At 63.7% G+C, this 26,697-nt stretch carries 24 protein-coding genes; 11 read left to right on the top strand and 13 right to left on the bottom strand.

Annotation, left to right across the window (positions count from 1 at the left end; translation table 11 throughout):
• Positions 1 to 26 precede the first annotated feature (26 nt).
• From H9529_RS00745 to H9529_RS20545, 3 genes are all read right to left on the bottom strand, one after another.
• On the bottom strand, positions 27 to 1,559 hold the full coding sequence (locus H9529_RS00745) for an ABC transporter substrate-binding protein (RefSeq protein ID WP_092885614.1): 1,533 nt from the start codon (positions 1,557 to 1,559) through the stop codon (positions 27 to 29).
• 113 nt (positions 1,560 to 1,672) lie between these two features.
• A complete protein-coding gene (locus H9529_RS20550) occupies positions 1,673 to 1,915 on the bottom strand; it encodes a hypothetical protein (protein ID WP_218132090.1) in 243 nt (80 codons plus the stop codon).
• A gap of 9 nt (positions 1,916 to 1,924) precedes the next feature.
• Entirely contained in the window at positions 1,925 to 2,362 is a 438-nt protein-coding gene (locus H9529_RS20545) for an ROK family protein (RefSeq protein ID WP_256327021.1), read from the bottom strand.
• A gap of 774 nt (positions 2,363 to 3,136) precedes the next feature.
• Between H9529_RS20545 and H9529_RS00735 the strand changes: the two genes are divergently transcribed.
• The gene (locus tag H9529_RS00735; RefSeq protein WP_092885612.1) at positions 3,137 to 3,853 is read left to right on the top strand and encodes a DUF1868 domain-containing protein; all 717 of its coding nucleotides are present in this window, start codon (positions 3,137 to 3,139) and stop codon (positions 3,851 to 3,853) included.
• Between the two features lie 3 nt (positions 3,854 to 3,856).
• Positions 3,857 to 4,675, top strand: a complete 819-nt coding sequence (locus H9529_RS00730; protein WP_092885610.1) for an inositol monophosphatase family protein — start codon at positions 3,857 to 3,859, stop codon at positions 4,673 to 4,675.
• A 330-nt stretch (positions 4,676 to 5,005) separates the two neighbouring features.
• Here the strand turns inward: H9529_RS00730 and H9529_RS00725 are convergent, their stop codons facing one another.
• From H9529_RS00725 to H9529_RS00690, 8 genes are all read right to left on the bottom strand, one after another.
• Positions 5,006 to 5,899 carry a LysR family transcriptional regulator gene (locus tag H9529_RS00725; protein ID WP_092885608.1) on the bottom strand — a complete coding sequence of 298 codons (894 nt, stop codon included), beginning with the start codon at positions 5,897 to 5,899 and terminating at the stop codon, positions 5,006 to 5,008.
• A gap of 584 nt (positions 5,900 to 6,483) precedes the next feature.
• Positions 6,484 to 7,458, bottom strand: a complete 975-nt coding sequence (locus H9529_RS00720) for an AI-2E family transporter (protein WP_176846867.1) — start codon at positions 7,456 to 7,458, stop codon at positions 6,484 to 6,486.
• A gap of 532 nt (positions 7,459 to 7,990) precedes the next feature.
• Positions 7,991 to 8,665 (bottom strand): RraA family protein, encoded by a 675-nt coding sequence (locus tag H9529_RS00715; protein WP_092885604.1) that lies wholly within the window; start codon positions 8,663 to 8,665, stop codon positions 7,991 to 7,993.
• A gap of 26 nt (positions 8,666 to 8,691) precedes the next feature.
• On the bottom strand, positions 8,692 to 9,555 hold the full coding sequence (locus tag H9529_RS00710) for an ABC transporter permease (RefSeq protein WP_176846866.1): 864 nt from the start codon (positions 9,553 to 9,555) through the stop codon (positions 8,692 to 8,694).
• The gene (locus H9529_RS00705) at positions 9,548 to 10,480 is read right to left on the bottom strand and encodes an ABC transporter permease (RefSeq protein WP_092885602.1); all 933 of its coding nucleotides are present in this window, start codon (positions 10,478 to 10,480) and stop codon (positions 9,548 to 9,550) included. The genes H9529_RS00710 and H9529_RS00705 overlap by 8 nt, the downstream gene beginning before the upstream one ends.
• A gap of 3 nt (positions 10,481 to 10,483) precedes the next feature.
• On the bottom strand, positions 10,484 to 12,154 hold the full coding sequence (locus tag H9529_RS00700) for a dipeptide ABC transporter ATP-binding protein (RefSeq protein WP_092885600.1): 1,671 nt from the start codon (positions 12,152 to 12,154) through the stop codon (positions 10,484 to 10,486).
• A gap of 4 nt (positions 12,155 to 12,158) precedes the next feature.
• The gene (locus H9529_RS00695) at positions 12,159 to 13,730 is read right to left on the bottom strand and encodes an ABC transporter substrate-binding protein (RefSeq protein ID WP_092885598.1); all 1,572 of its coding nucleotides are present in this window, start codon (positions 13,728 to 13,730) and stop codon (positions 12,159 to 12,161) included.
• Positions 13,731 to 13,803: 73 nt separating this feature from the next.
• Positions 13,804 to 14,670 (bottom strand): carbon-nitrogen hydrolase family protein, encoded by an 867-nt coding sequence (locus H9529_RS00690; protein WP_176846863.1) that lies wholly within the window; start codon positions 14,668 to 14,670, stop codon positions 13,804 to 13,806.
• A gap of 133 nt (positions 14,671 to 14,803) precedes the next feature.
• Here H9529_RS00690 and H9529_RS00685 point away from each other — a divergent pair, with 133 nt between their 5' ends.
• Entirely contained in the window at positions 14,804 to 15,682 is an 879-nt protein-coding gene (locus H9529_RS00685) for a LysR family transcriptional regulator (protein WP_092885596.1), read from the top strand.
• Between the two features lie 171 nt (positions 15,683 to 15,853).
• On the opposite strand, the gene H9529_RS20535 is transcribed toward H9529_RS00685, so the two are convergent.
• Complete coding sequence (locus H9529_RS20535) at positions 15,854 to 16,558, bottom strand: hypothetical protein (protein ID WP_143033457.1); 705 nt, start codon at positions 16,556 to 16,558, stop codon at positions 15,854 to 15,856.
• Between the two features lie 688 nt (positions 16,559 to 17,246).
• On the opposite strand from H9529_RS20535, the gene fabI reads away from it, so the two are divergent.
• The 8 genes from fabI (at position 17,247) to copM (ending at position 25,431) form a co-directional block, all read left to right on the top strand.
• Positions 17,247 to 18,005, top strand: coding sequence for an enoyl-ACP reductase FabI (gene fabI, locus H9529_RS00670; protein WP_092886239.1), 759 nt, complete (start codon positions 17,247 to 17,249; stop codon positions 18,003 to 18,005).
• Complete coding sequence (locus H9529_RS00665) at positions 17,992 to 19,443, top strand: bifunctional enoyl-CoA hydratase/phosphate acetyltransferase (RefSeq protein ID WP_092885590.1); 1,452 nt, start codon at positions 17,992 to 17,994, stop codon at positions 19,441 to 19,443. The genes fabI and H9529_RS00665 overlap by 14 nt, the downstream gene beginning before the upstream one ends.
• On the top strand, positions 19,443 to 20,612 hold the full coding sequence (locus tag H9529_RS00660) for an acetate/propionate family kinase (protein ID WP_092885588.1): 1,170 nt from the start codon (positions 19,443 to 19,445) through the stop codon (positions 20,610 to 20,612). Before H9529_RS00665 ends, H9529_RS00660 begins: the two co-directional genes overlap by 1 nt.
• A gap of 315 nt (positions 20,613 to 20,927) precedes the next feature.
• On the top strand, positions 20,928 to 21,332 hold the full coding sequence (locus H9529_RS00655) for a MarR family winged helix-turn-helix transcriptional regulator (RefSeq protein ID WP_092886237.1): 405 nt from the start codon (positions 20,928 to 20,930) through the stop codon (positions 21,330 to 21,332).
• Between the two features lie 430 nt (positions 21,333 to 21,762).
• Positions 21,763 to 22,740: a Bug family tripartite tricarboxylate transporter substrate binding protein gene (locus H9529_RS00650; protein ID WP_176846857.1), complete on the top strand. Its 978-nt coding sequence runs from the start codon at positions 21,763 to 21,765 to the stop codon at positions 22,738 to 22,740.
• A gap of 9 nt (positions 22,741 to 22,749) precedes the next feature.
• A complete protein-coding gene (locus tag H9529_RS00645; RefSeq protein WP_092885584.1) occupies positions 22,750 to 23,196 on the top strand; it encodes a tripartite tricarboxylate transporter TctB family protein in 447 nt (148 codons plus the stop codon).
• Positions 23,193 to 24,692 (top strand): tripartite tricarboxylate transporter permease, encoded by a 1,500-nt coding sequence (locus H9529_RS00640; protein WP_092886235.1) that lies wholly within the window; start codon positions 23,193 to 23,195, stop codon positions 24,690 to 24,692. Before H9529_RS00645 ends, H9529_RS00640 begins: the two co-directional genes overlap by 4 nt.
• Positions 24,693 to 25,014: 322 nt before the next feature.
• The gene (gene copM / locus H9529_RS00635) at positions 25,015 to 25,431 is read left to right on the top strand and encodes a CopM family metallochaperone (RefSeq protein ID WP_223814249.1); all 417 of its coding nucleotides are present in this window, start codon (positions 25,015 to 25,017) and stop codon (positions 25,429 to 25,431) included.
• Positions 25,432 to 25,503: 72 nt separating this feature from the next.
• Here copM and H9529_RS00630 read toward each other — a convergent pair whose 3' ends face one another.
• Positions 25,504 to 26,664 (bottom strand): MFS transporter, encoded by a 1,161-nt coding sequence (locus tag H9529_RS00630; RefSeq protein WP_092885580.1) that lies wholly within the window; start codon positions 26,662 to 26,664, stop codon positions 25,504 to 25,506.
• Between the last annotated feature and the right edge of the window lie 33 nt (positions 26,665 to 26,697).

Here is a 26,697-nt window from a genome sequence, read left to right as displayed (position 1 = left end):
CACCCCGGCGCCGGCACGCGATGGCGTTACTTCCAGCTTGCGTTTTGCAAGCGGGGCACACCGTCATTGTCCAACGGGAACTCCAGATCAGAGGTCACGAGGTAATCGGCCGAATAGCTGACCAGCGGCACCCAATAGGCCTGTTCCGCGATCCGGGTGATCGCCTGGCTATAGAGCGCCAGCCGCGCATCTTGATCGGCGGTTTGTTCGGCGGCCATCACCCATTCGACGACCTGCGCATCGCCCGACAGATGTCGGTCGCTGGTGTCCGAGAAATGGACCCGCGCAATCAGCGCAGTATCGGCCACACCACTGGAGCCCCATGTACCGATATAGGCCGGGATCTCACGCTGCGCACGCGCCTGATTGAGCGTTTCCAGTTGCACATAGCGCAGGTTAACGTCGATGCCGACAGCCTCCAGATCGGCCATAACTGCTTCGGACACTGGGCGTTCGCGGTAGGCCCAAAGGTCGAGGCTGAAGCCATCGGGATAGCCCGCCTCAGCCAGCAGCGCACGCGCACGCTCGGGGTCGTATTCATACCGCATGACATCTTGCACACAGCCGAACTGAACCGGGTGACAGGCGGAATAGATCGCCTCGGACGCGCCGCCGCCCATCAGGAACTCGGCGATTTCGGGCTTGTTCACCGCATGGTTCATTGCCCGGCGTACCTGCAGATTGGTCATCGGACCGTCTTCTTGCGCCAGCCCGGCGGCGTCCATCACGATGAACGACACCCGCAGGTCCGGCCCTGCCAGATGGTCGATTGACGGTTGCGCACCCAGAGAGCGCGCGACATCCAACGGGACGTTGAACATCCAGTTGATGCCGCCCGACATCAGCTCCGCCTGCTGCGTGCCCATGTCGGGAAGGTTGCGCACCACGATGGTGCCGATCTCTGGCGCGTTTCCATAGAAATCATCGAACCGCTCCAACACGACCTCGACGCCCGGCTCAAAGCTGGCAACCCGGTAGGGACCCGCGCCGATCAGGTCGATGGCCATGGCATTGGTGTCCACGCTATCGCCCTGATGGTACGCGCCTTCCTTGCGCAGCATCACGCGCTGGGCCATGTCACGGATGATCAGCGGGTTGATCGCGCTGAGATGAAAACGGAGGCTGTGGTCCCCCGTCACCTCGACCCGGTCCAGCCAGCGGCTGATCAGCGCCTGGGCATGCGACTCGGATTCCTCATTGGTCACCCAGTTATAGGTATAGGCCACATCGGCGGCGGTCAGCGGGGAACCGTCGTGGAAGCGCACATCGTCGCGCAGCTGCACATCGATGGTCATGTCATCGACGAATTCATACGACAGCGCCACGCCCGGCTCTATCTGTTGCGTGTCAGGGTTCATGTTGAACAGTGTCGCATCGGTCATCTGTGCCAGCACGATATATTCGCGCCGGGTTGTATAGAGGTAGTCGAGGTTGAGAATCTCGCCTGCCATTGCTGCGCGTAGGGTGTCGTCCTGCGGCCCTGCTGCAGCAAGCGTGCCGAAAGCAAGTCCGGTCGCAAGCACGACCGGGCCAAACGCGCGCGTAAATCTGGTCATCATAGTTTTCCTCCCTTTGATCCCGGCTAAACGGTAACAGTGTGGCAAACCGAAGATAATTAGAATTATCAGGACGATCGTTGCGAAAACCGGGACGGTTGCGCACGAGGCGTGTTTCAGAAGAAACCCGCCTTCAGCGCCAGGCTTGCTGCGCCGATAGCCGACGTTTCGCCCCCGATCTCGGACACACAAAGCCCGGGCATGCGCCACCGCACGCCAAGGCGCGGCCGATCCCGGAATTCCGTCCGATCAATCAGTGCCCGTGCCAGCGACGGCGGAATCTGCCCTCCCAGCACGATGACCTCCGGATCGATCACGGCAGCGAGGGCATTCACGATCCGATTGTGAGGCGGTGTCACCCGGTCCAGTCATTCGGCGACGCCGGGCCACGCCGGATCGAAGTGCTCAGCCAGATCGGCGATGGTGCGTACCGAGACGCCTTTGCCCTGCAAGGTCTCCAGCAAGCTGCGCAAGGCGGGGCGGTTCGGCATCTCATCCGGTGCGAACATGCCCGACAACTCGCCCGCATTCCCAAAGGCGCCGTGGGCAAGTTTCCAGTCCATGATGATGCCGCCGCCGAAGCCGTGGTTGAAAGACAGATAGGCAAAGTTGTCGACATGATGCCCGACACCCAACATCTGCTCACCGATGGCACCAGTATTGACCCCGTTCTCGGCCCAGACCGGCAAGCCGAAATGCGTTGACAGCAACGGGCCCAACTGCGCATCAGCCCAGTGCGACAGCGGTTCCGGTGTGTTGAAGCGCGTTCCCTGTCCAGTGACTGATCTTCGATCGGCAGCGAACAGGTCTGCACGCCGCCCGCAAAATCCATCACGGCGATCCCAGCGCTATCGGTGTTGATCGAAATCCCAGCGACGCAGGCATGGCCCGGATTGATCGATAGGCGTGGGCTGGGCTTTCCCTTGTAGGCGGGCGGTTCCAGATCGCCGAGGATCAGCAGGCCGCGTTCTTCCAACTGGGCGATGATACGGTGAATGGATTGCTGCGTCAGGTTCAGCCGCGCACCAAGAGCCGAGCGTGACAGCCCGCGCGCACGCCAGACATGGGACAGCGCCTCGCGTTCGTTGAACGATACGGCGTCGGGGGCATCGGGCGCGCGCCGGAAACGGGCGGGGATGTGGGCGCGGGGGTCATAGGCGATGGGGCTTGGCATGATGCCGGACAATACCCGGAACCAGGCGGATTTCCAGTGGCGCTAACCTTGTCACCACATTGCCACACTTAAAGTGTAGGTAGTGTGTGGGTATTCAATCCGCCCCGTTTCGAACCCGCCGGAGGGGCTTTGATGATGTAACCGCCCCCATCAGGGGGCGGTGACGCTGGGCATCCGACTGGAAAAGCTTGGCACAAGCCCTGACGGCGTGCCCGCCCTGATCATCTACCGCGAGGACCTGGGCGCCTAATACCGCCCTGGTCGCCCGCCTGCCCGGCGGGCAGGAGGTGCGTGTTGCAACGCCGGTGGGCAGCAAAATGGCCACAGAAAGCACCTTCACGCTGGACTTCGCAAACGATGCCCTGCATTTCTTCGACCCAAAAACTGGCCAAAGACTGAACATCCAATGAATGACACCAAGACCCTCGCCCGCCCTGATCCTGTCAGCTATCTGACCGGCCGTCTTGAAACGGCACCTCGACCTGCGGGCATCTCGCTGCCGGGCGAAGGCGGAAAGTTCGCCAGCGACGGATCGGTGCAGCACTGGCCGGGAAATACCTTCGTCCGCCATGTGGTGCAAAACAGCGCCGCACACGACGCGTTGCGCGCGCTTCAAGAAGAGGTGAAGATGAGCCGCTTCGCGCGTTTTTTCACGTTCCTGCCGCCCGCATCCTTCCACATGACGGTGTTTCAGGGCATGTCGCCGGGCTTTGCGCCGCGCGGGCCGCGCCGCGATGCCGTCAGCGGCGAATTGTTGGCGGGGCTGGATGGCATCACCTTTCCGGCCGAGACGCAGGCCCGAATTGCCGAAGTCGATTGCGCGCGCAGCGTCACCGTGACCGGCGCGGGCGACGCGGCCGAGGCAGCGCTGCGCCATGCTCGTGGGGTGCTGCGCGACGCGACCGGAATCAACCCACCAGATTTTGACACCTATGCCTTCCACATTTCCCTCGCCTATCTTGTGGAATGGCTCACCGAACCTACCGCCCGCGCCGTCGTCGATTTCAGCGCCGGACTGACCGAACGCTACAACGCGGCCCTGTCCGACATTCCGTTGGGTCCTGTGGAGTTCTGCAATTTCGAGACGATGCACCATTTTGAACCCCTCAAACGGATGTCCTGACCCATGAAACTGAGTGAAACTGAACGCGACGGGCTGATTGCGGCCGTGCGCGACACCGCCCGGACTGAGATTATGCCCCGCTTTCGGCGGCTTGACGCTGGTGACGTCGATACCAAAAGCGCCCCCGGCGATCTGGTCACCGTGGCCGACCGCGCGTCAGAGTTGCGGATCGCCGCAGCCGTGCGCCGCCTGATGCCAGATGCCGCGATCGTCGGCGAAGAGGCCGTGTTTGAGGACCCCGCCATCCTGAACCGCCTGCGCAATTCCGGGCGCGTCGTGATCGTCGATCCGATCGACGGCACCTGGAATTTCGCTTCCGGCCTTGCGGTCTTCGGGGTCATCCTCGCCGTGGTCGAAGACGGCGAAACCCGGTTCGGTCTGCTCTATGATCCTGTCATGGACGACTGGATCATGGCCGAGAAAGGGCGCGGTGCCTGGTTCTGCCGCCCCGATGAGGCACCCTTGCGCCTGACAGGCCCCGCCCCGCGCCACAAGGACGAAGCGCATGCCTTCGTGCCGCTCTTCCTTTACCCTGACGCCGATCGCCCTCGCATCGCGGCGCAATTCCCGCAATGGGGCCGGGTGACCAGCATGCGCTGTTCATGCCACGAATACCGCACACTGGCCTTCGGCCATGCCGACCTGATCGCCGCACCGACACCCAAACCCTGGGACCATGCCGCAGGTGTCCTTGTGGTGGAAGAGTTGGGAGGGGCCGCCCGGGCCAGCGGGCCGGGCTATGATGTAACGGACACCATGACGACGCTGACGGTGGCCACAGACAGTTTGGGCGCGCAAGACTGGGACGCAGATTTCCGCTGAGAGCCTTTGGCGGCAGGGGCGGCATCTTTCAGCACCCCCCCAATTGGCGCTCAGGGCGCGCAGCTGCCGTGCCACCACCTTCGCAAAGATTGACAAATTCCGGCGCTCGGATAACGCGAGGTCCGCCGGTAGCGCTGGGTGTGTCGGCCCGCCCCCCTGCCCACGCACATCGTGCCGATGTGCGGATCGCTTCGGCGCTTGACGGCCCTTTGGAAACGTCAGGGCGGATGGCCCGCCTGACTAGGAACACGGCACGGCCTCGCCCACCCGTTTCGTGCAACTGCGCTGTCGATGTCAGGGCGGCAGCGCGCGCGCCAGGCGGTGTTGCCTTCAACCCGCACCCTCGCCGCGCAGCGGTCTCTCGCCCGACAGCAGATCGGCATTGTCGGCATAGATATTGACAATCCGCTCGATCAGCCGTCGGATCGGGGGCCGGTGGCGATCGTCATCATGCATCACCAGGTATTGCTGCTCGGTCAGTTCCTCGATCACAGGTCCGGCGCGACACAGGTGCAGGTCGCAATCACCGATCATGCAGGGCATCACCCCGATCCCCGCGCCCGCCCGAACCAGTTCCTGCACCGTAGCGACTGTGTTGGCCATGGCAGCGATCACATGGTCCTGCCGGTGCAGCCAGTGCGCCGCCGGATGACGCGCCTGCACCGGGTCCAGCGCGACCCAGCCCAGTTGCGCGGGTTCTGCAACGGCCCAACTGCGGTAGGGCGCAAACCGCAACGTACCAAGGCGGCGCGAAGCAAGATTGCCTGCGTCTGCGGGGCGGTTGCGAATGCCCAGATCAATCTCGCGATGCGCGATATCCAGAGTCGCTTCGGTGGTCACGAAGTTGAGGCGGAACCCGTCCCCACGGCGGCTGAGAAGGCTGTATTTGTCGGCCAGGAAATGCGCCGTGGCGGTCCCGGCGGACAGTCGGATGAGTGGCGTAGCGGCCTGCGACAGCAGGACTTCGTGCGCCGGGACAGCGGCGGCGTGCATCACCCGGACCCGCTCTAGCAGCGACTGGCCAGCCGGGGTCAGGCTGTAGCCGGTCTGCGCGCGATTGAACAGAGTCTGGCCCGCGCGCTGCTCCAACGCCAGCATACGCCTCCCGACAGTGGGAGGGCTGAGGCCGATCAGCCGACTGGCTGCGCTCAGTCCACCGCTTTCGGCGACATGAAAAAAGATCTCCAGATCCTCCCAGCCAAGTCGATCATTGGTGAAAGACATCTTTCGATTCCCATCCTTTCGATGCTGTTTTTAATACTCTATCTTTTCATCAATGAACAGATGGAGAGTTAGATGCACCCCTTGATCCGCCCCCTACCCCGTCTTCCCCTAACAGAGAACGAATTCTATGCCTTGGGCCACCCGTCGATGCTGACCAAACTGACGGCCGTGTGGACCGCCACCCTACGCACCGATTGGGCGGCGCCGCTTTTCACGCGTCCCAGCAACCCGACACGCCAGCTATGCCCGTCAGATCCGGCCAGCGCCCAACACGCAAAGTCATGCAACACCAAACCGGCCAAGGGATGACTTGCTTCAGATACATGCAGCCGCTGTAGGGGCACCGGGCAAGAATGCGACGCAGGGCCTCACCCAGCGCGCGCGCCTTCCCAAAAGCCTGCAATACGCGCCGAATGGAAGGTCATCCCCTCCGGGGGCTGTTGCCACGTCCTCCGGGCCGCGGGGAGGCCTGCGCCCTGCCACCCCGTCAGACGGTGTGGCGGCGATCATCGCTACCCCGCATGCACCGCGTCGCACATCAGGGCGGCGCGGGATGGGATTCCACTGTGCACGATGCGGCTGCGTCAGGTCACCTTTTCGCCTAGCGTGTGTTCGACCCTCAGCTTCTGCACCGTCACCATCGCCACAATGGTCAGGGGCGCAGCAAGGATCAGCCCCAAAACCCCGAAGATCAGGCTGAGCATCACCTGCAATGAGATCAAAAGCGCGGGGGCAAGGTTGACCGCCTTTTGCTGGATCATAGGCCCCAGCACATTGCCTTCGAGGTTCTGGATTACGGCGTAGCCCACCAGCACGATCAGCCCGGTCTGTATCCCTTCGGTAAACCCGACCGCCACGATGGGCAGCGTTGCGATCAGTGGCCCAAGGAAAGGGATAAGCGTCAATATCGCGGTCAACACCGCAAGCGCGAACCACAGGTCTACCCCCATCACGAACAGCCCCAGCCCAACCGTTAGGCCTAGCGCTATCATGGATGCGAATTGTCCGATAAACCACCAGCGCAGCGCATAGGCAATTGCCGACAGCGTCTCTTGCGCCATGTCGCGCTTTTGCCGGGGCACGAGACGCACCACCCCCTGACGGTACAGCGAAGGGTCCGCCGCAAGGAAGACGGTCAGGATCACAAGGATGACAAGGCTTGTGATCGCGCCGAAAGCCGTCATCCCGTAGGTCATGGCATTCCCAGCCAGACCATTTGCAGCACTGGCGAGGCCACCGCCCTCATCTTCCATATTTTCAATAAGAGCCATTAAACCCTGTTCGTTGAGCCACGCCTGCACCCGCCCCGCGAAATCGAACACCGTCTGACCAAGATCTTGGAACTGCTGGATAAGCCGCGTCGCACTCACGCCGAGGGCACCCAGGATGACCAAGGCGGCCCCGCTGACCACGCCAGCCAGCGCCCAACCGCGCGACAGCGCCAGCCGTCCCGCCACCGAGCGGGCCAACCCGTCGAGCCCGACCGCCAGCACTACCGCTGCGAAGACCAGCAGCAACACGTTGCCCAGAAGGTAGCCTAAAAGTAGTAGCCCTGCCATCAGCAGGACATTTGCAGTTGTAATCCGTGGCTCCGCGTCCATCGTATGGCTCCCTTGGCTTCTGGGCCTCCCGCCCGCTGCGCATTCTGGTCTTCCTGTCACACGCAGCGCGGCGACGCGCCCAAATGGCATGCGCTTGACGGCCAACGCGCGGCCACCGATCCTGTTCCCCGATGCAAACAATGAATCCGCAGAACCGCGTCCAACGGCTCTGCCTGCATGAAGATGCCTGCCCTGCGGCCAAATGACGGCGTCAAAGGGGGCTGGACGGACCCTGCGTGCCCGCATTGGAGGGGGTGGCATGCTACCTTGGTCCAATTACTTGCAAACGCTCAGGCGCGCGTGCTTGCGCGACCCAGGCACATGTGCTGGCGCGTTCAAAGCGCACCGGGGGGGCGGCGCCGGGGCAGTGACAGGCAAGGTTGGCCGTCGTTGCCCCCCTCAAAAGGGACGCGCGCATGGGTGCCGCGATTTAGGCGCCACGCCCGAGGTTTGCAGGATGCACAAAATCACCGCCTTTTGGCGCTGGCGCTCAGCTCGGACCGCTCAGCGCCTTGGCCACCCGGTCGCGTGCACCGGAAAGATCGCCAATTCTGGTTTCGCCCCGGCGCAGCATGTCCTGACGGGAAGCGCCGCGTTCCTGCCTGCGGATCGCCTCGCGCGCGGTGTCGGCGACTTCATGGGGGCGCAGCACGACGATGCCGCTTTCATCAGCCAGAATGGCATCGCCCGGCATCACAACCGCGCCGCCGCAGGACACCGGAATATTCAGCGCACCGCCGATACTGGCCATGCGCGTGGTAATGGGCGACACCCCACGTGACCAGAGCGGAAGGCCCGCCTCGACGATCTCGGAAGGGTCGGTGCAGGGACCGTCGACGATGACGCCCGCGACCCCCGCCGCCACGGCGGCCAGCGCCACCCCGCCGCCGATACAGGCAAAGCGCCGGTCCTGCAGCCGGTCGATCACCAGCACATCACCGGGCCGCACGTCGGACAGCGCATAGTGCAGCATCGAGGAATCGAGTGAAGGCAACGCTATGGTTACCGCAGTGCCGCACAGTTTCTGACCGGGGCGCAGCGGGCTCAGGGCAATATCCATGAAACCGATATTGCGAAAATGCCCGATCGTCGCGGTCTCAGCCTGGGCGAGAAGGTCCAGATCGGCCTGCGGCAGACGCTCTGGCATATCGTATGCGGTGTACATTTAGTTTCCTTGTTGTGAAATTGCACTCAAGCGACGCGTCGGCCGCGCAATGTCGGGTCCAGCCGGTCGCGCAGCCAGTCGCCCACCAAGGAGATCGACAGCGCCAGCATGAAAATCAGCGTGCCGGGCAGCATCGTCATCCACCAAGCGTTCAGCAAACGGTCGCGACCCTCGCTCATGATCTGGCCCAGGCTGGTCATCGGCGGCTGCACCCCAAGGCCAAGGAAGCTGAGCGCGGTTTCCAGCAGGATCGTCAGCGGCAGGTTGACCGTGAACTGCACGAGGATCACGTTGAACACATTGGGCAGGATGTGGCGCAGGTAGATGCGCGCCGCCGACGCCCCCAGCACCCGTTGCGCGGTGACATAGCCCTGACTTTTCGCCGACAGCGTTGCCGCGCGCACCAGCCGCGCGTAAGCCTCCCACCCGGTGAAACCAATCAGAAGCAAAAGCAGCGTGAAGCTGCTGTCAAACATCGCCAGTACGAACAGCGCAACAACGATGATCGGCAACGACAGTTGCACATCTACCGCCGTCATGATGGTGGCTTCGGTAAAGCCGCGCCTTGCCGCTGCGATCAGCCCCATAAGCGTGCCGAAAACCGCGCCGATCAGCGTGCCCACAATGGCCACCAGAAGCGTGATCTGCGCACCCACCGCCAGCCGCGCCACCAGGTCGCGCCCCCGAGCATCGGTGCCCAACAGATACTCTGACCCGCTGCCAAACAGCCCCGGGCCTTCCAGCCGGTGCAGCAGCGCAGTTTCGCGATAACCATGCGGCGTCAGCCACGGCCCGAACAGGGCGAATAGCACAAACAAAGCAAGGAAAAGCATCGACAGCCGCACGACCAGCGGAATGCGGGCCGGGGACAGGGTGATCTGGTCAGCCATCGCGGCCCCCTCTCATGCGCGGGTCGAGCGCAAGGTACAGCACATCGACCAGCAGGTTCGTCACGGTCATGACCAATGCGATCATCAGCACGATGAATTGCAGCACCGCGATGTCGCGCGTCTCGACCGACCGGATCAGCAACTGCCCCACACCGGGCCAGCTGAAGACCTGTTCCGTCACCACGGCCCCCGCCACGATTCCGCCCAGGCTGAGGCCCAGCATGGTGACAACAGGGATGGCGGCATTGGGCGCGGCATGGCGCAGCAACCGGCGCCGGAACGATACGCCGCGCGCGCTCAGCGCGGCCATGAATGGCTTGTTCAGCGTTTCCAGCAGCGATGACCGGGTGAAGCGGGCAAACGATCCCATCGTGGCCAGCCCAAGCGTCGCCGCCGGGGCCAGCAACTGCCCCAGACTGGGCGTCCCGCCTGACCCGCCGAAATAGACCCCAAAGACCAGTGCGCCGGTCAGCACCACCATCAGGCCAAAGAAGAAGTTCGGCATCGCAAAGGCAAAGACTGAAAAAGACATCACCAGCCGGTCGATGACCGAGTTGTGTCGCAGCGCCGCCACTGTACCCAGCGTCACACCCAACACGACCGAGATGCCCAGCGCTGTCAGCCCCAGCAACAGCGTCGCAGGCAGCCGTTCCATGAACAGCGACGGCGCGCTGCGGCCTGTGTGAATGGAATAGCCGAAATCCCCCTGAGCCATGCCGCCAAGGTAATTGACGTACTGCACTGCCAGCGGCTGGTCCAAGCCAAGACGGACGCGGTATTCCTCGATCACTTCGGGCGGGGCATCAGGCGGAGCCAGCGCCACGGCAGGGTCGCCTGACAGGCGGATGAACAGGAACACCAACGTAACCGCCACCAAAAGCGTGATGATGGCGCGCAGCGTCTTGAAGAGAACGATTCGAGCCATAGCCTAAGCCCCCTCGATATGTTGTGGCTGCGGCGCTGCCGGCTGCATACCCGAGGCCGCGAAATTCTGCTTGTCGGGCATCGCGTCCAGTAATCGCCGCGTATAGGCCGCTTTGGGAGCGTCGAAAATCTGGTGCATCGGCCCCTGTTCGACCACACTACCTTCGCGCATGACCGTCACATCGTCGCAGATGGCGCTGGCCACCCGCAGATCGTGGGTGACAAACAGGATCGCAAAACCCAGCCGGACCTGAAGGTCGCGGAACAGCGCAAGGATCTGCGCCTGGATCGAGACATCGAGCGCCGAAACTGCCTCATCCGCGATCAGGATTTCGGGCTTCGGGGCAAGGGCACGGGCAATGCAGATGCGCTGACGCTGCCCGCCCGAGAATTCGTGCGGATAGCGGGCATAGGCGGCAGGCGTCAGGCCCACCGTCTCGAGCAACTCCGCTGCGCGCGCGCGCGCGTCCGGCGCACTTGCGCCGTGGATCTGTGCGGCCTCGGCGATTGTGTCGCCCACCCGCTGGCGGGGATCGAGCGCGGTGTAGGGGTCTTGCAGCACAATCTGGATGCGCTGGCGCAGGCTGCGCGGCAGGGTCCGGCCCCATTGCGCCGTGTCCTGCCCACCTATGCACACCGTTCCGCTTTCAAAACGCTCCAGATGCAACAGACAGCGCACGAGCGAGGATTTGCCCGACCCGCTTTCCCCCACGATCCCATGGGTCTGACCGCGCCGCAGGTGCAGCGATACATCGCGCACCGCTTCAACGGCGGTATGGCGAAAAAGGCCGGCGGGTTTACGGTAGGTCAGGGTAATGTTCCGGGCCTCAAGCACCACCGGCGGGTCCGTCGCCATATCAGGGGCGGAGTCGTCCGCCCTGCGGCGTGGCATAGCAGCCAGCAGCTTTTGGCTATAGGGATGCGTTGGGCGCGCGAAGAAGCCGCTGCGGCTGCCCTCTTCGACCACCCTGCCCTCTTGCATGACCAGAACATGATCGGCAATGTCGGCGACAACGCCCAGATCATGGGTGATGAACAGCAAGCCAGAGCCTTTGGCCTTTTGCAGATTGCGCAGCAGTTCCAGGATTTCGGCTTGGGTGGTGACATCCAGCGCCGTCGTCGGCTCATCCGCAATAATCAGCTTTGGGTCATGCGCCAACGCCATGGCGATGACGATGCGCTGCGCCTGCCCACCGGACAGTTCATGCGGATAGGATCTGGCGATGCGCGCGGGATCGGACAGCTGCACATCGTGCAGCAGCTGCATCAGCCGCGCCTGGCGCTGGGCGCGACCGGACATGCCATGAACAGCCAGGACCTCGGTGATCTGCGCGCCGACCTGCATGATCGGATCCAGACTGGCGCTTGGCTCCTGAAATATCATGCCGATATCGCGCCCGCGCAGCTTCTGCATCGCTTTCGGGTCATCGAGGTTCAGCGCTGCGCCACATAATTCCACCTTGCCCGACTTGCGGGTCAACGCGGGCGGAATCATTCCGATGATCGCCTGCCCGGTGATCGACTTGCCCGACCCGCTTTCGCCCACAAGGCAGACGCATTCGCCCGACCGCACGGTCAGCGACAGGTTTTGTACGGCAAACTCTCGGTCACTGCCAAGGGGCAGCGCGATGCTGAGATCGCGCAGCCCCAAGACAGGATGCTCTGTCCCTTTCATAGGGTCAGTCAGTCAAGGTGACGTAGCGTTCATCGAAAACCGTCACCTGCGTGCTACCCGGGTCGAATTCGAGACCGTCGCGCATGCCGAATGACTGCACGTTGCGCCACAGATACATGGCGGGCGTAACGTCTTCCCATTCGGCGACAAGATCGAGGTATGCCGCATAACGTTCGTCGAATTCCTGCGCGCGGGCGAAACGCTCACCCGCCTCCAGGAAGTCATCGGTCGGCACCCAGGTGCGGTGGCTGGCAATCACCCGGTTCGAACCGGGGCCCCAGTCTAGCCAGAGCGGACGATACGGGTCACCGGTGAATTCCGAGGACATCGACATGTTCAGCAGGTGAAACGGACGCTCATAGGCAAGCGCGAAATTGTCGAGGATGCGTATCTCGACATTGATGCCCAGTTCAGCCCATGTCTCGACCATGAACTCGGCAGCCGTCTCGTAGTTGGGATAGAAACCGCGCACGATATGCCAGCGCAGGGTTTCACCATCATAGCCACTGCGCTCCAGAAACTCTGCCGCGCGTTCAGGGTCATAGCCATAGGTCGCTTCGCGGTCAGGGTCGTGATAATCGCCATATTCGGGGAAATTGAAGGGCGTGGGCGCATAGGTCGCATCATCCCACAGCGCGCGGGCCAGCGTGTCCATGTCGATCGCCATGACCATCGCCTTGCGCAGATCAGCATCCATCATGGGATTGTCTTCCATCCCGTCAATGTCCAGCGTGTTGAAGGCGAACATCGGGTAGTTTCCGACCTGCGACACCAGCAGGCTGACACCGGGGGTGCTTTCGACCACTTCCAGCTGGTCGGTAGGAATGTTCACGATCAGGTCGAATTCCCCTGACACAAGGCCCGCATAGCGCGTGGAATACTCCGACACCACGTTCCAGCTGATCGCATCGAACAACTGATCGCCGCCCCAATAATCGTCATAGGCTTCGGCCACCAGCCGGGTCGAGGGGTCGAACTCCACCACCTGGTAGGGTCCGGTGCCGATGGGGTTCTGGCCGAATTCTTCGGTACCCACGGTTTCGTAATAGGCCTGCGGCAAAACGAAGCCGATGGGCGTGGTCAGGCGCGCGATGAAGCTAGCATCGGGGAATTCGGTTTCCAGCTCGACGGTATAGTCATCCACCGCTTCGACCCGCACCAGCCCTTTGGCGAAACTTGCCCCGCGCGGGGCCATGGGCGCATCACCCCACAACCGCGCTTCGGACAATGAGAATGCGACATCTGCTGCCGTCATCGGATCGCCATTGTGGAAGGTCACGCCTTCGCGGATGTTCAGCGTCCAGACGGTGGGCGAGGTGCGCTCCCACGCTGTCGCAAGGCCGGGGATCAGGTCGTTCCCGTTGGGGTCTTCAAAGTAGTTCCGCTCAATCAGCGTCTCGAAGATATTGGAATGCACCCGGCCGCCGGTTGTGGAAATCCCGATCACCGGGTCCATCGTCGGCCACAGGTTGTCCACCGCGAAAGTCAGGGTGGGCCGATCCTGCGCGGCCAGCATGGCCGGAAAACTGACGCTCAGCGCCAATGCAGAGGTGAAGCAAAGCCTTTTGAACAGCATGTTCGGGTCCTTCCTGTTGTTGGGGAGTATATTGTTATCTTTTTTATTCGCTTTTCGTTCCGGTATTGCGCGCTTATGGCAATAGCGCCGGGACATAACGGCGCTCATTCTCGATGGCGGGGATGCTTTGGCGCGCGGTTGTGACGGCTTCCATGTCCAGATCCACCACCGCGATGCCGTTGTCTGTCTTCATGTCAGTCAGCACCCTGCCCCACGGGTCGATGATCATCGAGTGACCCCAGGTCTGTCGCCCGTCAGCGTGGTGGCCGTTCTGCGCCGCTGCCACCACGAAACAACCGTTTTCAATGGCGCGGGCGCGCAAGAGGATCTCCCAATGGGCAGCACCTGTGCTCATCGCGAAGGCAGACGGGATGAACATCACTGTTGCACCTTGCCGCGCGTATTCACGGTAGAGATGTGGAAACCGCAGGTCGTAACATACCGACATGCCGACTCGCCCCCAGGGCGTCGAGGCGACCACAGCCTGTTCGCCGGGCGCATAGCGGTCGGATTCGCGGCGGGCCGGTTCGCCCGGAAGATTGACATCGAAGAGATGGATCTTGTCGTAGCGCGCGGTGATCTGGCCATCGGGGTCGATCAGATGACCCCGGTTGCGAAACCGCGTCTCGGGCGGGTCCAGAACGGGGGTAGAGCCGGTCTGCACCCACATCCGATGTTCGCGGGCAATATCCATGCACGCAGCAATATAAGGGTCCTGATCTTCGGTGGTGACCGATAGGCGCGCGCTTTCGCGGTCCCGGTTCATCAACCCGGCGGCTTCGGGCAGGGCCAGCAACTGGGCGCCTTGCTTTGCCGCTTCATGCGCGATGACGTGCACAGCCTCCACGTTGTCAGCATGCTGGTTTGACGATGTCATCTGCACCATGGCCAGCCGCAGGTGCGTGCCTGCAACGTCGTTACGCTCTGTTGCGTCCTTCATCTGCCTCATACCCCTTGGTTGCCCTGTGGTCCCGGCACGGTTCTGCCTGTCACAAAATGCTAACAAGCTTGAATGAAATAAAAAAGTTGAATAAACTAGGATTACTCAAGTTTTATTTGTGTGTTGGGACGCCATGCGTGACAGATTACCCCCACTGCGGGCCATGCGCGTGCTGGAGGCCGTGTGGAAACACGGCTCGATTGCCGCTGCGGCAGAAAACCTGAACGTGACGCAATCGGCTATCGGGCACCAGTTGCGCCAGATCGAGGAATGGTCTGGCGTTGCGTTGATGATCCGCGAGGGGCGGCGCATCCATCTGACCGATGCGGGCGAAAGCCTCGCGCTGGTTGTCCATCGCGGCTTCAGCGCGATCCGGCACGAGGTTGACCGCCTGACCATGCGCGAACGCCTGCCCGTCACACTGGCGGCAATGCCGCTGGTGGCGCAAAGCTGGCTGCTGCCCAGCCTGCCGCAGTTCCATGCCGCCCACCCTCAGATCGCGCTGCACCTGGCGACCATCCAGTCCGATCAGCCCATGACGCCCGAACCCGATGTGGCCATCCTGTTCTCGCTCAGCGGGGACCTGCCGGCCGAGGCGACGGCGATCATCGGCGGCAGGGCCGTTCCCGTCTGCGCGCCCGACTATCTGGTGCGTCATCCAATCCGTCAGGATCGTGACATCTTGGCCGGGCGACTCCTGCAAGACGAGGATTCACGCATGTGGTCAGACTGGGCGATTGCCGCAAAATGCGCCGTACCCGCCCCACCAGAACAAGCGCTGCTATATCTGGCGGGCTCGAATCTGCTGACCGATGCCGCCCTTGCGGGTCAGGGCATCGCGCTGTGCCGCGAAGCGCTGATCTCCGGCCCACTGGCCGACGGTCGGCTAATCGCTTTGTCCGACACCGCGATCGATACCGGGGCATGTTACTACTACACGATATCGACCGACGGCAGAAAGAAGAGCACCGTTGGGGTGGTGGTGGCCTGGCTGCAAACGCTCGCAGCATAGCACCCGATGCGCTGAGGCGGTGCCGCAGGGGATAGGACAAAGTAACGCCAAGGACCCGCCCACAATGCCGCCGCAAAGTCACGCAAAAACGCCCCTGAACCTGAGCCTTGCGGTGCGGATTGCCCGATGTTCGGCGGTCTTGACGCACGCCGCAGCCCGACCAGCCGACGCCTAGAGCAAGATGGAGTTTGACCTTGCCTGCCGCCCTTGCGCATCGGTCAACACATGACGCGCCCAGTCGCCTTCGAAGCGCGTCAAACGCAGGCATGCGGCGGTCATATGATGGCCAAAAGCATGTTCCACCCGCGCGCCCCGGCCCAGAAGTGCAACATGAGCGACCGGGCTACATGCGATATCCAAGGCGTTGCCGGATATTGTGACCCTGTGAAACTGGGGACCCTGTGTCGCATAATAGGCACCGGCCTTCAGAGCCGCCAACAAGGCCGGGGCGGTGTTGTGCACTGCGCGCACCACGACCCAGCCGCCGAAGGCATCGGCCATGGGGCGGCCCGGCACGTTGAAATGCGCGTCATCGCACGCCAAGGCGTTGATCCGTCGGCCGGTGTTCAGCAGCGCATCGAGGAAATAGCTGCCGCTGCCGCGCGCTGCATGCACGCCGCTGGTGTGGTTGTAGACCTCAACCGCATGGGCGCCGGGGATGGTCGCGGCATCCTCGGGCGTGATGCCATCACGCGGCGCGGCATCTCGCTGGCCGCAACGACGGTCATCCCGACGCGCGAGGCGGTGAAAGAGGCGGTCGTCTCTGGACTTGGCTGTGGCTTCGTTCTCAGCGGGGAATTCGGCGGCGATCTGCGGCTGACGGCGATGGAGCTGGCCGATGTGCCCGATCCCGTCGGCGTCTAAGCATTGTGCCATGCCGAGGCGACCGACCTGCCCTCGGTGCGCAAGTTCCTCGATCTTGCGGCGCCCGAAGGCGTAGCACCAGTCGAGGAGGCGACGCGCTGGGGGTGAGGCAGAGGTCAAGGCTGGGCCAGCCCGTTGCATCAGGTGGCATTGTCGGGCAAATGCAACGCCACCACAGCCCGGGACCGACCCGAGTCCCGACCCAGCCCGACGGACGAAAGCGCGCGCCTTGCGCGGCATCAAGATGAAAGGCCCCACCGTTCCAATGGAACGTATCGGCGGCACGGTGATTGGGATGGCATTGGCCCACAGTTCAAATCAGCTTCGGATCTTGATTATATATAGCACGATCAACCGATCTTTCCGATCATCACAACCCGCGCCACACATTGCACATTTCTCACAGGCAGCGCGCACAGCGACCCACAACGGGCAGAACTCAGTGCGAACACCGCCCCAGCCTGCGCCACAAGACGCTGCGAGCAGATTTTTGGCGCGGTCGCATTGCGCCTGTTACATGCGCCTGCCATGCAGGCAACCACCACCGACCCGGCCCCAAACCAACCCGGCCCAGAACCGACCGCGGACACGACCCCTGCCCCCATGCACGAAACCCACCCCGCCGTGGGGGGCGGCGGATTTTGCCGTACTGTGTCGCGAAGCGGGCACCCCTGTCCTTTAGAAGTAAGGCCACAGCATGATCCTGAACAACAAAGTCGGCCTTGTCGTTGGCATAGCCAACGCGCAGTCCATCGCAGCGGGCTGCGCCACCGCCTTCGCACGCGAAGGGGCCACGCAGATCCTGACCTATATGAACGACCGCGCCCTGCCTCATGTACAGCCCGTGGCGGATGCCGTGGGGGCAGAGGCGTTGTTGCCACTGGATCTTGCCGTGCCCGATCAACTTGAGGCCGTCTGCGATGCGATCCGCGCGCGCTGGGGCCGGCTGGATTTCTTGCTGCATTGCGTTGCCTTCTGTCCGAAAGATGATCTGCACGGGCGGGTGGTGGATTGCTCAGCTTCGGGCTTCGCGCAGGCGATGGACATTTCATGCCATTCCTTCCTGCGCCTCGCCAAGGCGGCAGAGCCGCTGATGCAGCACGGCGGCAGCCTGTTGACGGTCAGTTACTACGGGGCGGAGAAAGTGGTGGACCATTACAACATCATGGGCCCGGTCAAGGCCGCGCTGGAGGCCGCAACCCGTCATGTCGCGGTCGAACTCGGCCCACAGGGGATCCGCGCCAATGTGCTGTCCCCCGGCCCCATCGCCACAAGGGCCGCGTCGGGGATCGAGGGTTTCGAGGGCCTGATGGCAGATGCCCGCGCCCGCGCGCCCGAACGCCGCCTTGTCACGATTGACGAGGTCGGCGCGGTCGCGGCCTTCCTCGCCTCGGACCATGCGTCTGGCGTGACCGGAACCACCACACATATTGACGGAGGCCGCCATGTCCGGATGTAGCGACACGCCACAGACCGTGCCGCTTGCCCCGGCAGACGCTACCGGCCTGATCGAAAACCGCACGCTGGAGGAACTGGCGATCGGTGACAGCGCCGAAATGGTGCGGGAGCTGACAAAACCGGATATAGACCTGTTCGCGGTGGTTTCAGGCGATGTGAACCCCGCACATCTGGACGCGGCCTATGCCGGTGAGACGCCGTTTCACCATGTCATCGCGCATGGCATGTGGGGCGGGGCGCTGATCTCGGCCGTTCTGGGCACGCGGCTGCCCGGCCCCGGGACGGTCTATGTGGACCAGGCGCTGCACTTTCGCTGCCCCATAGGCATAGGCGATACGATCACCGTGCGCGTGACCGTTGCGCGGATCGACCTGGACAGCGGCCATGTCACGCTGGACTGCCAGTGCCGAAACCAGCATGATCAGGTGGTGATCGAGGGCCGGGCCGAAGTTCTGGCACCGCGCCAGAAGGTCAGCCGCGCGGCCACCGCCCTGCCCACCGTGCGCATGCATATGCCAGGCGCGCGGTTCCGCGCGCTCCTGGACCGGGCGCGCACGCTGCCCCCGTTGCCGACCGCAGTGGTGCACCCCTGCGACGCTCTCAGCCTGATGGGGGCAGTGCAGGCCGAAGCGGCGGGTCTGATCGCGCCCTACTGGGTCGGGCCACGCGCCCGTATCCTTGCCACAGCTGCGGCAGCGGGTGTCACCCTGGACCCCGCGCGGATCATTGATGCCCCGCACAGCCACGGCGCCGCCGCCGCTGCCGTGGCGCTGGTGCGCGCGGGACAGGCCCACGCGCTGATGAAGGGCAAGCTGCATACCGATGAACTGCTGGAGGCAGTGCTGGACCGCACCCTGGGCCTGCGCACGGAACGCAGGCTGAGCCATGTCTTCGCCCTCGACGTGCCGGACCATGACCGCATGTTGTTCATTACCGATGCCGCGATCAACATTGCCCCCGACCTGACGGCCTTGGCAGATATTGTGCAGAATGCCCTTGATATGGCGCGGGCGCTGGGGATCGAGACCCCGCGCGCCGCGCTGCTTTCGGCGGTGGAAACGGTCACAGCCCGGATGCCATCAACCCTGCTGGCCGCCGCGATCTGCAAGATGCATGACCGTGGCCAGATCACCGGCGGGCTGGTGGACGGGCCGCTGGCCTTCGACAACGCGATCTCGTCTGCGGCAGTCGCGGCCAAGGGCATCGTGTCCGAGGTCGCGGGCCGGGCCGATATCCTGATCGCGCCGAACCTGGAAAGCGGCAATATGATCGCCAAGCAACTGATCTATCTGGCGCAGGCCGAAGCCGCGGGTGTGGCCTTGGGCGCGCGGGTGCCGATCATGCTGACCAGCCGTTCCGACAGCGCCGCCGCGCGCATTGCCTCGGCAACGCTGGCACGGTTGCTGGCGGCGGCAGCGCCACCTGTGGTGGCCGGGTGATGGGCGGCACGTTCCTGATCCTCAACGCCGGATCTTCCTCGGTGAAGTTTGCGCTGCATGACGCGCATACGCAGGCCCGCATCGCCCGTGGCGCGATCGAAGGCATTGCGCGCGCGCCCAAGTTCACCCTGCACACCGGGGATGAGGTAGAGACCCTGCACACCGAAGGCATCGGCGGGGATACCACCGCGCAAATAGACTGGCTTCTAAGCGTGCTGAACGACCGGCTGGGGCCGCTCGACATCGTGGCAGCCGGGCACCGTGTCGTGCATGGTGGGAAAGAATTCACCGCGCCCACCCGCGTGACTGATGCGGTGATGGCCCGGCTCGCGGCGCTCAGCCCGCTGGCGCCGGGGCATCAGCCCCACAATCTTGCAGGCATCCGCGCCACGGCGCGCCACTGGCCCGGGGTAGACCAGGTCGCCTGTTTCGACACGGCCTTTCACCAGACCTTGCCGCGCTGTGCCCAGCTATTCGCCCTACCGCGCCGCCTGTCCGACGCGGGCATCCTGCGCTATGGCTTCCACGGCCTGTCCTACGACCACATCGCGGGCCGCCTGCCTGTTCTGCTGGGGTCACGGGTGGCACAGGGCAAGGTGATCGTGGCGCATCTGGGCAGCGGTGCCAGCCTGTGCGCCCTGCAAGGCGGGCAAAGCGTCGACACCACAATGGGTTTCACCGCGCTGGACGGGTTGATGATGGGCACGCGCTGCGGGCAGATCGACCCCGGCGTGCTTCTGCATCTGATGCGAACCGAAGGGCTGGATGCCGACGCGCTGGAGCAGTTGCTGGGGCACGAAAGTGGGCTTCTCGGTGTGTCGGGCATCAGCCCCGACATGCGCGACCTGCTCGCCAGCCCTGCGCCCGAGGCAGCCGAGGCCGTGGCCCTCTTTGTCCATATGATCTTGCGTCAGATCGGCGCTTTGACGGCCACGCTGGGCGGACTGGATGCGCTCGTCTTCACTGCGGGCATCGGCGAACGCGCTCCCGAAATCCGGGCCCGCGTGATGGCTGGACTGGGTTGGCTCGGGCTGGTTGCGGACGATGCCGCAAACCGGGCCAACCGCACCGTGATTTCCGCGCCCCACAGCCGCGTCACCGCCGCGATGATCCCGACAGATGAAGAAGGCGTCATCCTGCGCGCCCTATGGGACATCGCGTTGCGGTGAGGCTGAAAACCGAGGGAGGATAGGTACCTGCCGCTAGTCTGGCACTGGCAGGATGAAGATTGGGCAAATCCCGGCCGGGGCGCGCACGGGATCTGGCCGGACTCGGAGCCATCGGCATATCCCAAGCCGATCATCTTGTCGGGCATCACGAATTTCTGCGGTTTACCCGCTGCAGTGACCGGCAGTTCCGGCGCAATCAAGATGTATTTTGGAATCTTGAAATGCGAAATCTGGCCCGAGTAATAGTCGCGCAACGATTAGGAGTTTGATCCCACGGTTTGAGGACACGGGAATATGGGGAGCGCGCGTGCCGGAATGACTGGTTATCTTTCCTGCGCGCTGGCAGCGGCGCACCGGACCGTTCATCAAGAACTCAGTCGCAAGCTGAAGGATGAAGGCGTGCAGGTCGAAGCTTGGCGGATCATGGAGGCGATTGACGCGGAAAGCGCAATTACCATGGGCCGACTGGCCGAAATTGTGCTGCTCGCGCCGCCGACGCTGACCAAGCTGGTGGACCGGATGGTTGCCGACGGGCTGGTGCAGCGTCAGATTTCCCAGACAGATAGCCGCCATGTGCATCTGGTCCTTTCGGCGATGGGAGAGCGCAAGCGCGACCGAGTGCGCCAGTTCGTGCAGGCACAAGAGGCAGCGCTGCTGGAACGCGTCGGCGCAGACAACGCACGCATGCTGCACAACGCGCTGAACTCTCTCGCAGCCTGATCGGCACGTCATGCGGCAGGCACGGTCGCCAGCCCACTGTGGCGAATGCGGGCGTTGACGGTGAATGCGACTGTTGCCCCTCATTTTCGCGCAGCGGACGAACCGGCGTTGGCAGAGTGCGGAAAAGTGCGCCGAACCCCTGTCTGGCGGCAGATTGTTCTAGCCAGAGACCATAGCAATGACCGCGCAATCGCGCCAAAACGGCGCGACGTGCAGGCAACGAAACGCACACGCGTTTACCAAATTCACGCCGCCCCGCCCCAGATGAATGCCCAATGCTTCACCCTTGCTGGTGCCGCACAACCACATGCCCAGCCCCGCTGGCGTTCCGAAGCCTTGCGCCACATTCGGACAAAGAGACGGCCCGGAAGGCATTGCAATCGCCGCAGGTATCGTATCTTTTGAGGCCGGAAAAGTGGAGGAAACTACCGTGAGATTTCAATTGACGCGCCGCATGGCGCTTGCTTCGGCCGTTGCACTGACGGCATTTCCCGCCCTTGGGCAGGATACATGGCCGAATGCCCCGGTACGGGTTTTCGTAGGGTTCCCCGCCGGTTCGTCACCCGACACGCTGGCGCGCATCGTGACCGATCAACTGGCAACCCGTCTGGGCCAGCCCGTGGTAATCGAAAACCGCCCCGGCGCGGGCGGCGTGATCGGTGTGCAGCAAATGCTGGTATCGGCAGGCGACGGGCACACTTTCGGCACCACGATCAACGGTCCGCTGACGACTGCCCAGCGTATGATGGACAGCACCGGCTACAACGTTGCGGCGGACATCATGCCGGTAACGCTGATCGCCACCTCGCCGCTGGTTCTGGCCGTGTCTGCCGACAGCGACATCAGTGATCTGGACACCTTCGTTGCCGCCGCCGGAGCGGAAGACGAAGCAATCGCCTATGGGTCGGTCGGGCAAGGCTCTGGCGCGCACCTGACAGCCGAACTTTTCGCGGCTGAGGCGGGTGTCAACATGCTGCATATCCCGTTTACCAGCTACGCCGAGGTCACGACCTCGATCCTGGGCGGAGAGATCGACGCGGGCTTCATGGCACCCTCTGCCGCGCTGCCCTTCGTCGAGGCCGGGACGATGCGCATGCTGGGCATCACCTCGTCCGAGCCCTTCGCGCAGGCGCCTGACGTGCCGGTCTTGGCCGGCAGCGCGGGTCTGCCCAGCGATTTCAGGGCCGAGCTGTGGAACGCATTCATCGCGCCTGCAGGCACCGATGCCGCCGTCATCGACCGCCTGAACACCGAGATTGCCGAGATCCTCGCCGATCCTGCGGTGCAAGAGCAGCTTCTGGCGATCGGCTGGCAGGCCGCACCGGGGTCGCCCGATGATCTGCGCGCGCGCATTGACGGGGATACCTCAATGTGGGGCGCCGTGATCGACCGCGTTCAGGCGCAGTAAAGGTCAGGGATGCAGCGCGATTGGCCAGACATCTGTGGCGGTGTGATCCTGGCGGCGCTTGGCGCCGGGGTCGCGATCTGGGCTGCGGTGCATTATGACATCGGCACTCTGCGCCGAATGGGGCCGGGGTTCTTTCCCGTTGTTCTGGGGGGCGTCCTGTCCGTCTTGGGGCTGGTGGTGGCGGTGCCCGCGCTGGGACGCACCGTCACCGCCCCAAAGGTTGAGGTCGGCGCGGCCATCGCCGTCTTGGGTGCAATCGTTATTTTCGCGCTTGGTCTGCCCCGGCTGGGCCTGGCCGGGGCGACGGCCGCCGCTGTTCTGGTCGCCACAATCCCGGCACCACGGCCAGGCTGGCGCTGGCGTGTCGTGCTGGCAACTGCCGTCACCGCGCTGACCGTGCTGGTGTTCAGCGTGGGATTGCAGATGACCCTTCCGCTGTGGCCGCGCCTGACATGACGACATGGGAAGGACTGACGTTCGGCATCGGCTTTGTGCTGCAACCTGGGGTGTTGATCTATTGCTTCCTGGGCGTGGTGCTGGGCACATTCGTGGGCGTGCTGCCGGGCATCGGCGCGATGGCAGCGATTTCGCTGCTTTTGCCGATCACCTATTACATCACGCCCGAGGCAGCGCTGATCATGCTGGCAGGTGTCTATTACGGCGCACAATATGGTGGCGCGGTCGCGTCGATCCTGTTGCGTCTGCCGGGCACACCGCAATCAGCGGTGACGACGCTGGATGGCTACCCGATGGCGCGGGACGGGCGGGCCGGTGTCGCGCTGTTCACCGCAATGGCCTCGTCTTTCACTGGATCGGTCATCGGCATCATCGTTCTGGTGATGCTGGCGGGCTGGCTGTCGCGGGCGGCCACGGCATTTGGCGCGGCGGATTACGCCGCGATGATGATCCTGGGTCTTGTGGCGGCCTCGACCATCGGCACTGCCCGCCCTGCCAAGGGATTTGCCATGGTAGCACTGGGCCTGCTGCTGGGCTGTGTCGGCACCGATGTGAATTCCGGCGCGCAAAGGTTCACCTTCGCCCAAACCGAGCTTCTGGACGGCATCAACCTTGTGGCACTGGCGATGGGGCTCTTTGGCGTGGCCGAGGTCATCGGCAATGTCCGCGACCCTGATCGCCAGGGCGTGGCTGAACGGATCGGCCTCAGGCGGCTGATGCCGCGGCGCGAAGATCTGCGCCGCATGGCCCTACCCACGCTGCGCGGCAGTGCGCTTGGCAGCTTTTTCGGCGCGTTGCCCGGCACGGGATCGACGCTGTCTTCGTTCCTCAGCTATTCGATGGAGCGCCGCATCGCGCGCCAGCCAGAGCGGTTTGGCAATGGCGCGATCGAGGGCGTGGCGGGCCCAGAGGCCGCGAACAATTCTGCCGCGATCACCGCGTTTGCGCCCACGCTGACCCTGGGCATCCCCGGCGATCCGATCATGGCGCTGATGCTGGGGGCCTTGGTGATCCACGGCGTGCAGCCTGGCCCCCTGATGCTGGAGGCACGGCCCGAGATGTTCTGGGGCCTTGTCGCCAGTTTTGGAATCGGCAACCTGTTGCTCTTGATCCTGAATCTGCCGCTGATCGGCATCTGGGTCGCGATGCTGCGCATTCCGTTCAACTATCTCTATCCCGCGATCCTGGTGTTTCTCTGCCTTGGGGTCTATTCGGTTCGGGGGCTGACCTTCGACATCATGGCCGTCGCAGCGATCGGGCTGGTGGGCTACCTTCTCGCGCTGGCAAAGTTCAGCCCTGCGCTGCTGCTGCTGGGCTTCGTGCTGGGCCCGCTGATCGAAACCAACCTGCGCCGGGCCTTCCTGATTTCACGCGGCGATCCGATGGTTTTTCTGGAACGGCCCATCGCGGCAGGCTTTGTCGTGGCGACGGTGGCGCTGCTGCTTTTGCCTCTGTGGCAGGCGTGGCGAAGGCGGAAAGCCGTGTCGCGTCCATAAACCGTTGGCGGCCAGGCAAGGCGCCGGATGCATGGCGCCCACGCCGGTAAGCTGCGCCCTACCCTGCGCTCGCTGCGAAGCAGTGGTGGCAAAGCACGTGCCACACTGCGCTTCGTTTCGCGACCGGCATGGCGGACGATTTCGCCAACGCATCAACGACGCATTGCCTATGGACACAATGTCCGAGCCACCGATTTTCTCTGTGTACCGCTTGACCTTCCAGTAACCGGAGGGCCCATCTTGCACAAGACGTCGGTTCCAGCACACCACAAACGGTTAGAGGCAAGAGGCTGCACGTCGCCTCAAGAGCAATAAGGAAGTAATGATGAACAAGGCAACGACAGCGATTCTGGCAATGGCGATTGGGGTAACCCTCGGCGGTCTGGGGGCCGTATCCCAGGCAAACGCGCAAGGCGCGCATGCCGGGCATGGCGTTGAGGCGCCGGACCACGCGGGGCATAGCATGATGGGCGAGGATATCGCGCCCTCGACCCGCGCCTTCAGGACGGCCAATGCCGCAATGCACGAAGATATGGCTATCACCTACACAGACGACGCGGATACCGATTTCATGCTGGGCATGATCCCGCATCATCAGGGCGCAATCGATATGGCCCGCATCGTGCTGGAACACGGACGCGACCCCGCAGTCCGGGCACTGGCGCAAGAGATTATCGCAGCGCAAGAAACCGAGATCGGGATGATGCGCGCCTGGCTGGCTGAGCACGGGGCGCAATAGCAAGGCGCAGGCATCGCTGACAGGGCGGCCCGATGGCCCCGTCTGCGATGCCGCCACGCAACGGAACCCGCCCTATACCGCACGCCAACTGACCAAAGCGCCCACCACGACAAAGGCAGCGGCCAGCGCCGATACTGTGGCAAACCCCCAACCAGCGTAAACCGGCCCCATCACCATCGGCCCGGCAAAGACCGCCGAATAGGTCACGGCGCTGTTCAGCCCCATCACTGCGCCGCGCGCCCGCGTCGCGCGCATGCTCAGCGTGACCATCAGCGCGTTCAACCCCAACTGGTTGAGCATCCCCCAAACCACTGCAGCCATGATGGCAAGCCAGGGGGCAGACAGCGCAAAGCGCCAGCCTGCATAGCTGACAGCGATCCCGCACAGCACCAGTAGCAGATAACCACGGGTGATCCGAGGCGCGACAAACCCAAGGCCCAGGCCGGCCAGCCCGAAGCCCGCACCATAGGCAAGGACGAACAACCCGGTGCCCTGCGTGGACAGGCCAAACGCGTTCCGCACTCCCTCGCCAAAGAACGCGAAGCTGCCGTAGAACGCGGTCATGTAGGCAAACATCACCCCCAGCAGCACCGCGACACCCGGCAGACGCACCGCGCGCCACGGCGGTGTCGGGGTGGGCGCCTCGCCCTGCGCACCGCGCAACGCCAGGAACAGGGCGATGGAGCCCAATACCGAAAGCCCGGCCAGCAAGGCATAGACCATCCGCCAGCCGACGTGTTGGGTAACCACCGCCGCAAGCGGCACGGCCAGCACCAGCGACAGCGCCCAGCCCGTCAGCACGACGCCCAGCCGCGCAGCATCGCCCCCTGGGGGGGCTGTGGCAACCGCCGTGGCGTAGGTGCCAGGCAACAAGATGCCGACAGCCACCCCCGCGACGGCCTGCGACGCGCAAAGCCAGAGCCAGTTCTGGCTGAGTCCGCTTGACACCTGCGCGAGGGCGAGCAACAGCGCGGCGCCGCCCAAGACCCGGCCCGCCGGCCTACGGTCGATCAAACCGGCAAGCGTCAGCGCCGATACCGCCGTGGCGGCGCCAAAAACCGAAATCGCCCATGCGATGCGGAAAGGCTGGGTCACCAGAGATTCCGCCACATCCCGCAGGATCGGGCTAAGGACGAAAGCATTTGATCCAACCAAAAGCACCGCGGCCAGCAAGACTATACCCTGCACGTGCTGAACTAAATTCGGGGATTGGCTTATTTTGTGATACTTCATACGATCAAAGACGGCGATTGCGCGGAAATTGCA

It is taken from the genome of Roseicitreum antarcticum, assembly GCF_014681765.1.
GTDB lineage: Bacteria > Pseudomonadota > Alphaproteobacteria > Rhodobacterales > Rhodobacteraceae > Roseicitreum > Roseicitreum antarcticum.
This window is presented reverse-complemented; position numbering and strand designations above follow the sequence as displayed.

Bases quoted from the DNA above. Each gene is read 5' to 3' on its own strand.
- copM (WP_223814249.1), top strand. From the start codon at position 25,015: ATGATGAACAAGGCAACGACAGCGATTCTGGCAATGGCGATTGGGGTA.
- H9529_RS00720 (WP_176846867.1), bottom strand. From the start codon at position 7,458: ATGGCAGGGCTACTACTTTTAGGCTACCTTCTGGGCAACGTGTTGCTG.
- H9529_RS00700 (WP_092885600.1), bottom strand. From the start codon at position 12,154: ATGAAAGGGACAGAGCATCCTGTCTTGGGGCTGCGCGATCTCAGCATC.
- H9529_RS00745 (WP_092885614.1), bottom strand. From the start codon at position 1,559: ATGATGACCAGATTTACGCGCGCGTTTGGCCCGGTCGTGCTTGCGACC.
- H9529_RS00665 (WP_092885590.1), top strand. From the start codon at position 17,992: ATGTCCGGATGTAGCGACACGCCACAGACCGTGCCGCTTGCCCCGGCA.
- H9529_RS00735 (WP_092885612.1), top strand. From the start codon at position 3,137: ATGAATGACACCAAGACCCTCGCCCGCCCTGATCCTGTCAGCTATCTG.
- H9529_RS00695 (WP_092885598.1), bottom strand. From the start codon at position 13,730: ATGCTGTTCAAAAGGCTTTGCTTCACCTCTGCATTGGCGCTGAGCGTC.
- H9529_RS00705 (WP_092885602.1), bottom strand. From the start codon at position 10,480: ATGGCTCGAATCGTTCTCTTCAAGACGCTGCGCGCCATCATCACGCTT.
- H9529_RS00645 (WP_092885584.1), top strand. From the start codon at position 22,750: ATGCAGCGCGATTGGCCAGACATCTGTGGCGGTGTGATCCTGGCGGCG.
- H9529_RS00655 (WP_092886237.1), top strand. From the start codon at position 20,928: ATGACTGGTTATCTTTCCTGCGCGCTGGCAGCGGCGCACCGGACCGTT.
- H9529_RS00725 (WP_092885608.1), bottom strand. From the start codon at position 5,899: ATGTCTTTCACCAATGATCGACTTGGCTGGGAGGATCTGGAGATCTTT.
- H9529_RS00710 (WP_176846866.1), bottom strand. From the start codon at position 9,555: ATGGCTGACCAGATCACCCTGTCCCCGGCCCGCATTCCGCTGGTCGTG.
- H9529_RS00640 (WP_092886235.1), top strand. From the start codon at position 23,193: ATGACGACATGGGAAGGACTGACGTTCGGCATCGGCTTTGTGCTGCAA.
- H9529_RS00660 (WP_092885588.1), top strand. From the start codon at position 19,443: ATGGGCGGCACGTTCCTGATCCTCAACGCCGGATCTTCCTCGGTGAAG.
- H9529_RS00730 (WP_092885610.1), top strand. From the start codon at position 3,857: ATGAAACTGAGTGAAACTGAACGCGACGGGCTGATTGCGGCCGTGCGC.
- H9529_RS00690 (WP_176846863.1), bottom strand. From the start codon at position 14,670: ATGAAGGACGCAACAGAGCGTAACGACGTTGCAGGCACGCACCTGCGG.
- H9529_RS00685 (WP_092885596.1), top strand. From the start codon at position 14,804: ATGCGTGACAGATTACCCCCACTGCGGGCCATGCGCGTGCTGGAGGCC.
- H9529_RS00715 (WP_092885604.1), bottom strand. From the start codon at position 8,665: ATGTACACCGCATACGATATGCCAGAGCGTCTGCCGCAGGCCGATCTG.
- H9529_RS00630 (WP_092885580.1), bottom strand. From the start codon at position 26,664: ATGAAGTATCACAAAATAAGCCAATCCCCGAATTTAGTTCAGCACGTG.
- H9529_RS20535 (WP_143033457.1), bottom strand. From the start codon at position 16,558: ATGGCACAATGCTTAGACGCCGACGGGATCGGGCACATCGGCCAGCTC.